This is a genomic window from Paenibacillus sp. JGP012, assembly GCF_014203995.1.
Taxonomy (GTDB): domain Bacteria; phylum Bacillota; class Bacilli; order Paenibacillales; family Paenibacillaceae; genus Paenibacillus; species Paenibacillus silvae.
The window spans coordinates 40636-48036 of record NZ_JACHKG010000039.1; the positions used below are offsets into that span (position 1 = coordinate 40636).

Annotated in this window: 7 protein-coding genes; 4 read left to right on the forward strand and 3 right to left on the reverse strand. The window is 46.3% G+C overall.

Features of this window, described 5'->3' with window-relative positions:
* Positions 1-215: 215 nt before the first annotated feature.
* Together HNR77_RS27040 and HNR77_RS27045 are read left to right on the forward strand one after the other, a co-directional pair.
* Positions 216-584 (forward strand): DUF6713 family protein, encoded by a 369-nt coding sequence (locus HNR77_RS27040; RefSeq protein ID WP_184190837.1) that lies wholly within the window; start codon positions 216-218, stop codon positions 582-584.
* A 28-nt stretch (positions 585-612) separates the two neighbouring features.
* Complete coding sequence (locus tag HNR77_RS27045) at positions 613-1596, forward strand: DUF4003 family protein (RefSeq protein ID WP_184190839.1); 984 nt, start codon at positions 613-615, stop codon at positions 1594-1596.
* 104 nt (positions 1597-1700) lie between these two features.
* On the opposite strand, the gene HNR77_RS27050 is transcribed toward HNR77_RS27045, so the two are convergent.
* The 3 genes from HNR77_RS27050 to HNR77_RS27060 all read right to left on the reverse strand — a co-directional run bounded on the left by HNR77_RS27050 (position 1701) and on the right by HNR77_RS27060 (position 5069).
* Positions 1701-2708, reverse strand: a complete 1008-nt coding sequence (locus HNR77_RS27050) for a phosphotransferase (protein ID WP_184190841.1) — start codon at positions 2706-2708, stop codon at positions 1701-1703.
* A 75-nt stretch (positions 2709-2783) separates the two neighbouring features.
* The gene (locus tag HNR77_RS27055) at positions 2784-4559 is read right to left on the reverse strand and encodes a SulP family inorganic anion transporter (RefSeq protein ID WP_184190843.1); all 1776 of its coding nucleotides are present in this window, start codon (positions 4557-4559) and stop codon (positions 2784-2786) included.
* A 180-nt stretch (positions 4560-4739) separates the two neighbouring features.
* On the reverse strand, positions 4740-5069 hold the full coding sequence (locus tag HNR77_RS27060; protein WP_111269748.1) for an ArsR/SmtB family transcription factor: 330 nt from the start codon (positions 5067-5069) through the stop codon (positions 4740-4742).
* 215 nt (positions 5070-5284) lie between these two features.
* Between HNR77_RS27060 and HNR77_RS27065 the strand changes: the two genes are divergently transcribed.
* Together HNR77_RS27065 and HNR77_RS27070 are read left to right on the forward strand one after the other, a co-directional pair.
* Complete coding sequence (locus HNR77_RS27065) at positions 5285-6244, forward strand: alpha/beta hydrolase fold domain-containing protein (RefSeq protein ID WP_184190844.1); 960 nt, start codon at positions 5285-5287, stop codon at positions 6242-6244.
* Between the two features lie 141 nt (positions 6245-6385).
* Entirely contained in the window at positions 6386-7105 is a 720-nt protein-coding gene (locus tag HNR77_RS27070; protein ID WP_184190846.1) for a suppressor of fused domain protein, read from the forward strand.
* Positions 7106-7401: the final 296 nt, after the last annotated feature.

Here is a 7401-nt window from a genome sequence, read left to right on the forward strand (position 1 = left end):
TACAGCTTACTGTCTCCAACCCGTTTCAATTTCATTCACATTAACGCAATGCAGAATTGCTTCACCAAATTGTACGAGATGTGCGCCGGAAATACAATATGGAATGTGAGGAAGAGAAATTCGGTCACCTTACTGGAAACTTTCCAACTGGAGTGACGTATTGATATTTAATGCCCTTAGAGATCGATTATCAAAAATAAAAAAGGAGAATATTTGTGCCAAGTTGGTTGTTGATCTTATTTCTGTTTAACCTGTCTCTGTTTCTGCTGCATGAAATGGATGCCATCCGGCGGTCTGAATGGAAGTTGTTTATCGTGTTAAAAGATATGAAGCAGGAACAGGCCTATACCTGTTTCACCTGGATTCATCTTCCGCTGTATACGATCATTCTCTCACTACTGTTCAGCTCCTATCAGACCATAACATTCTGGGTACTGGATATATTTTTCATCATACATACCGTGCTGCATTTCTTTTTCGAAAAGCATCCTCAGAACGAATTCAAAAACAGGTTCTCCCGTTCCTTAATCTATCCGATGGGGTTGATTGCCCTGATTCACCTCGTATGCCTCATGCTGACGTAAATACATTCATTATTGGGAGGTTTGCCTTATGCACATCGAACAAGTTGAATTATTCGTTTCCAACACTGAGACGATCAAGAAAGCCTTCAAATGGCAGCATACTGCGATGCATCGCATGGCTGCTCTTCTCTACGCTGCGGAGAATAGAACCGCAGATGTGGAAGCGATTCGCCAAAGCAATGAGTTGATCAAACAGGAAACCAAACGATTCTCCGCATTTCGAGGTCACTCTGCCTTTGTCATCGCGGCCATGCTTTCTCTGACTAGCGATGGACCTGCCAGGCTGCAGGATACTTTTCATGTTTATGATCTCATGAAAGAAATGAAGTTTCGCACTTCTGAATATTTAGTGATAGCCGCATATCAGATTGCTACTCAGGCTGAACCAGGGCAATTCCAGCCTGTGGTGGAGCGGGCCAAGTCATTCTACGACCGGATGAAAGCGGAGCATCCCTTCCTGACGGGACGCGATGATTACATTTTCACAGCCATGTTAGCCTTATCCGGTCTGGAGCTGGATTCTACGGTGACACGTATGAAGCTGCTGTACCAGGACTTAAAGCCATACTTCTCCGCCGGAAACGGGCTGCAATCCTTAACACAGATCCTGGTTATGGGAGAGGATCACCCTGAGGTCAGTGCGCGTGTATTGGCCTTGAGTGATGCCTTCCGGGCAAGAAAGCTTCGGATGGATAAACTGTACACCTTGCCTTCTCTCGGACTTTTGTCGCTATTATCTGCCGATCCAGAAGCGCTGGCAGATGATGTAGTGAACACGTATCAATGGTTGCGAGAGCAGAAGGGGTTCGGGGCGTGGTCTATCACCAAACAGGAGCTGCTACTCTTCTCGTCTGCTCTGACTATGCTTGAACATGTGGAGCATCTGCGCAAGGATGTGCTTACAACATCGATGTCAACAACGATTACACATATGATCATTGCTCAGCAAGCCGCCATGACCGCGGCCATTGCAGCCTCAGCAGCTTCCACGGCTTCCCAGTCATCCAACTGACTGACTGCGATAATAACCGAAGCGTGGCTGTAATTCTGTTAAATACCAAAACGAGTACGCAGGCATAAGATCCGCGTACTCGTTTTTTATAATTTTTAAACTCGTTATTTCACAATCCTCGTCTCCCGAAACTCCTCGACGAAGTCATTCAGCCAATCGCTACCATAATCCAGTGCTCCCATATCACTCTCGATAAAGGCGACATCCAGCCCCATAACCCAGAAGCGGCGAGCGATGATAAACAGATCAACCGCCTGCTCATCTGCGTCTGTGAAGCTCCGAACGGAGCGATATCCTTTCATGAGCGCCTCCCACAGCTGCTGTTTTTGTTCTGGATTACCGGATTGACGCTTGCGAATTTTCACCTGGGCCAGATCATATGCGCGCCAGCCCGGTGCTGCCCACTCGAAGTCATAATGGATGAACCGCTCCTGTTGTTGAAACACATTGTTATTACCGTGCATATCGCCATGGCATAAACCGTAGTCCAATCCACTGCCCGAGACGGTCTGAATTTGGTCTTTTAACGTACTGGCAAATGCTCGTAAAAAAGCTGCTTCTTCATGGCTTTCTCCGATGTAGCGAATAATCCGTTCCAAAGGCTCATCGATGAGGAACTTCGTATCCAGTTCAAATCGGGAATGATCCCGCCCGGAACCAAGCTTGATCTGGTCCATCGCCCGGTGTAATTCAGCAGCAGATTGACCAAAGGCATAACAGGAAGCCTCGTCCTCCAGATTATTTTCCACACCCTCAATATAATGGAACATAACTGCCGCGCGTTTGCCTTCAGCCGCGTCAATCATGATGCAGCCACTCTGATCTTTTGTCCGGATATAATCACCGATTCCCGTATGAACGCTGGTCTTCAGATGATCCTGCAGCATTGTCAGCATATCCAGCTCATAGTGAACATCCGCTTCCGTCACCTCGGTGCGATAGATACGTAATATAAACGTTCCCTCGCTCGTCCGAACCCGGTACGTGTCATTTAATCCTCTTAGCCAAAATCTACATTCTTCCCATGTTCCAATATCATAGTGTTCCTGTAATGCCCACTTCAGGTAGGCTCGACTCAATACTGAACGCAAAGCAGTCGGTTGATTAAACATCGTTAAGCCCCTTCCTGTCTGATTCATGTGTAATATACTGAATATATACCATACAGGAATATATTGGAACATTAATTATAAGCTTACTTTATCAGCAGCAGCAGTAGCAGGTTTCCACTTCGGCTGCTGATCCGGCTCCGTGCCAGCGCTCGACAAGGCCGCACATTCCCGAAATGCGAAATGCCTGCAGCCCTTGCATTTCTCTTGATTCAGATGCTGTAACGCATAATGGATTGCTTCCCCGGTATGCTCGAATCGATGAGCTGGATTAATCCGCTCCAGCAAACCTGTGCGTTTGAGCATTTCAAGCGGCTGCTCTTGAATGCCTGACAGCAGTACAATACCGCCTGATCGTTCAAAATGCTTGATCAAACTCGCCAGATTCGCCTCGCCTGTCGTATCCATAAACGGAACCTTTCCCATACGCAGCAGCAGCATGCCCGGGCGCTCCGAGAGTGAATCCATCACCGATTTTTCAAACATATCCGCCGCGCCAAAAAATAACGGGCCTTCAATAGTGTACAGGCTGATCTGCGGACAATCATGTCCTTCCCGTACCATGTGAGCCATAACCTTCTCATGTTTGTGATCGGGATCAGGCAGCACCTTGGCCACCTTAAGCATCTCGCTCATTCGTTTGACAAACAGAATGACGGCCATAATCAAACCAATCTCAACCGCTGTCGTCAGGCTTGTGAATACAGTAAGCAGGAAGGTCAGAAGCAGCACGAGTGAATCGCCTGTTCTGGTTCGCAGTACATGGGCAAAAGATTTCCGTTCACTCATATTCCATGCCACCAGCATAAGTACAGGTGCCATACTCGCTAACGGAATGTGGGAAGCATACGGGGCGAACAGAATCAGGACAAGCAGCACAACCAGCCCGTGAATCACACCCGATAATGGAGATACCGCGCCGGATTTAATATTTGTTGCAGTACGTGCAATAGCTCCCGTGGCGGGAATACCACCGAACAGCGGAGTAACAAGGTTGGCTACCCCCTGACCAATTAACTCCCGGTTGCTGTTATGACGGCTGCCTGTCATACCATCAGCAACCACTGCGGATAACAGGGATTCAATTCCGCCAAGCATCGCAATGACAAAAGCAGGCTGCAACAGATTGATAATTCGCTCCCATGTGATCTCTGGCAGGTGGAACCCAGGCAATGTACCGGGAATCATACCAAAGGATGAACCAATCGTAGCGACCTGACCTTTAAAGAAGATGGCCGCGACGACTGTAGACAAAATCAGGCCAAGCAGCGAAGCAGGCACTTTGGGCGCAAATTTCGGCACAAGCAGAAGAACAGCCAGGCACACCCCCGCTGTCAGCAAACTATATATATTCATTGTACCGATGTGAATCCCGATCTCTTTCATATTGGAGTAAAAGTCCTCATGTTTCGTAACCCCGGTAAGCCCAAGCACGTTAACAATCTGACCGCTAAAGATCAGAACAGCGATGCCCGCTGTAAATCCAATGGTCACGGGTCTCGGAATGAATTTGATCAGGGCTCCCAGCCGAAACATACCCATAACAATAAGCATCAGCCCGGCCATCATACCGGCAATAAGCAAATTCTCATAACCATACTGCATCACGATGGCAAAAAGGATGGGAATAAATGCCCCTGTCGGACCGCCAATCTGAAATTTGGAACCGCCCAGCAGTGAAATTAAAATACCTGCAATAATGGTGGTATACAATCCATATTCCGGCTTCACTCCCGAGGCAATAGCAAAAGCCATGCCAAGCGGAATCGCTATAATCCCTACAATCAGCCCCGATATTAGATCCTTGCGAAGATCGGCTATTCGATAACCCGCATATCTTCCGATGCCTTTCATGTTCCATAACCTTCTTTTCTTCATATATTTGAATATTTGAATATATATTGAACACTACTCCCTGATATATGCTCTGTCAACCGGAAATATCACGTATTTCACATCATACGGCTTTCCTTTAATCAAACAAAAAAAACAAGAGACTCCGGTCCAGGCCAGCAGTTGCTCTTGTTTTATGTGTCAGCTGTCTTTGCGCATATCCTCCAGCATCGATATGGCATCGACCAGATGATTGTCAAAAATTTGTTTGGCAACCACCAGCAGGTCTTTAATCAGCGGATCACGCAAGGAGTAAGTGACCGTTGTGCCCTCCTTCGTGCCTTGAACCACATTTTTACTGCGCAGCACTGCCAGCTGCTGAGAGACAGCCGAACCTTCCGATCCGAGAATGCTCTGCAGCTCATTAACGTTTTTATCCCCTTCACTCAGCAGCTCCAGAATGCGGATACGCATCGGATGTGCCAGCGCCTTGAAAAAATCAGCTTTGAACTGCTGTACGCTCTGATTCATACCCTTTGCTCCTTCAATCGCTCTATCACGCTGTCCATATCATAACATATCCCGTGCACCAGCTTCACTCCAGACTGAACAAGAACTCTGTTCCATTCAACAGGATAGTCATCACAAACAGGATTGACCTTGAAGTGTACTTCAAGCTTTATACTTTATTTAATCCCCTCCATCTCATATATTCTAATTTCATCAGGAAGGAACGTGAACCAGACATGAGCCTTTATATTCATAACAAAAAACGCTCTGTTACGAGCTACATATTTGAGAAATATATCGCAACGTTAGATAGCAAAAAAAATTTATCAACTCGGGAACTTACCCGCAAACATCTGGAGCATATGGGCAAGGAAAATATTAAACCTTATCAGATAGGAAAAGTAAAATTAGCCTCCTCCATAACAGAGCATATCTATGAAGACATTCAAGTATTTACATTAAACGACCAACACTCTCGCGCACAAAAGGTCATTCTCTATATCCATGGCGGAGCCCATACACATCAGCCATTATCCCTACACTGGAAGTTCATGGATCGTATGGCCCAAGCGCTGCATGCCAAAGTTATTGCTCCAATCTATCCGAAAGTGCCACATTATAATTACCAGCATACGTATCCCAAACTGCTTCAAATATATCGCGACATTCTGGGTTCCGTAGACCATCCGGCACAGATAACCGTTATGGGTGATTCCGCTGGCGGCAACATCTCTCTTGGCTTGGCCCATTATGTAAACATGCATAATCTGCCTCAACCTAAAGATATCATTCTGTTATCGCCTTGTGTAGATATGGTGTTGGACAACCCGGTGATCTTTGATTACGAAACTCGAGACCCGATGCTGGCCGTGGAAGGTTACGATGTCATTCGCCGAATCTGGGCAGCCGATAAACCGCTGCATGATCCATTAATCAGCCCCATCTATGGAAATTTTAATGGTTTGGGCAAGATCAGTATCTTTATTGGCACGCATGAAGGTTTGTTTCCTGACAATATGAGACTGGACAAGCTGCTTACAGATCAAAGGATTGAGCATCATACGTATGTTTATCCCAAAATGAACCATGTATTTGTTTTATATCCTATTCCTGAGGCACGAGATGCCCAGCGCAAAATCATTAACATTATTAATACTACAGCACCTGAATACGAAAAATACTCGAATCAGTCGTAATCAGCAACCTAAACGGAAGACTGACCGTTGCTGCTGCTGAACATGCCCTACAGCATCCGACCAAAGAATCCCGCTGCTTCTGTGCCCGATATGATATGATGAAAAGGCCAATATACCATTTTGTGTAAGGGAGAGGTAAGCATGTGCAATTCATCAGAGTTTTCGCCCGCTGGCGTTCCTATTCTTCGTCACAAGCAGCATGAACGTGAGTGGCAATCTACTTCTTACGTCGAAGAGAGCTGGCTGAAACGGATTGAACAACACGCTGACAAATATCTCGGTGAAGCCGAATCCGTATTCCATGAGCTGGTGTCAGACCAGGTGCACATCGATGTTCATATCGTTCGCCCAACGCCGGAACGCAATTATTATACGTTGTATACAACCGGGATGAGTGCTTTGCCGATGAACACACCTGAAGATGCACAGGAATACGAGTATGCAGAGCTGATGATCTGTTTGCCGCCAGATTGGCCGCTATTACAGGAGGAACTGGAGAACTCGGAAAACTACTGGCCAATACGCTGGTTGAAAACGATGGCTCGTCTGCCGCATGACTACGATACCTGGCTGAGCTGGGGGCATACTGTACCGAATGGTGATCCCGCGCTACCACTCTCCGGCAACACGGACATGTGTGCCTTTATCGTCCTGCCTCCGCTTGAGGTGCATGAAGATTTTCTGACGCTGGATATGGAGGAGGGACAAACCGTACACTTTTATGCGATCCTCCCCATCTATCTGGAAGAGCTTGAGCATAAGCTCAAGTACGGTTTGGACGCTCTGCTTGACCAATTTGAAGAACATCATGTGAATGAAATTTTGGATATAAACAGGATCAATACCTGTGAGGATGTTTAACCTATAAAACTTGAATATTCTTCGCAGGAGAATTCCTCGTCCCAAGCATTCAGGTGGACAACCTCTCGCTGAAACCTTGAACGTTTACAGACTGACACATAATGAAACGGCCTTTCTCCATTAATTCAGGAGCAAGGCCGCTTCATTTCTTCATCGATGATATTTAATTATGACTGTATATATTTGTCCAGCTTAACTTAAATACTGTACTTGCCAAAAACTGCTTCCAATTTATTTACAGTAGAATAACAAAGTTTAGGCTAATCGTAGTTGCTGCTGGACCCATTCAAAAGAAG

Excerpts from the sequence above, each read along its gene's own strand:
- HNR77_RS27045 (WP_184190839.1), top strand. The coding sequence starts at position 613 with ATGCACATCGAACAAGTTGAATTATTCGTTTCCAACACTGAGACGATC.
- HNR77_RS27050 (WP_184190841.1), bottom strand. The coding sequence starts at position 2,708 with ATGTTTAATCAACCGACTGCTTTGCGTTCAGTATTGAGTCGAGCCTAC.
- HNR77_RS27055 (WP_184190843.1), bottom strand. The coding sequence starts at position 4,559 with ATGAAAGGCATCGGAAGATATGCGGGTTATCGAATAGCCGATCTTCGC.
- HNR77_RS27060 (WP_111269748.1), bottom strand. The coding sequence starts at position 5,069 with ATGAATCAGAGCGTACAGCAGTTCAAAGCTGATTTTTTCAAGGCGCTG.
- HNR77_RS27065 (WP_184190844.1), top strand. The coding sequence starts at position 5,285 with ATGAGCCTTTATATTCATAACAAAAAACGCTCTGTTACGAGCTACATA.
- HNR77_RS27070 (WP_184190846.1), top strand. The coding sequence starts at position 6,386 with ATGTGCAATTCATCAGAGTTTTCGCCCGCTGGCGTTCCTATTCTTCGT.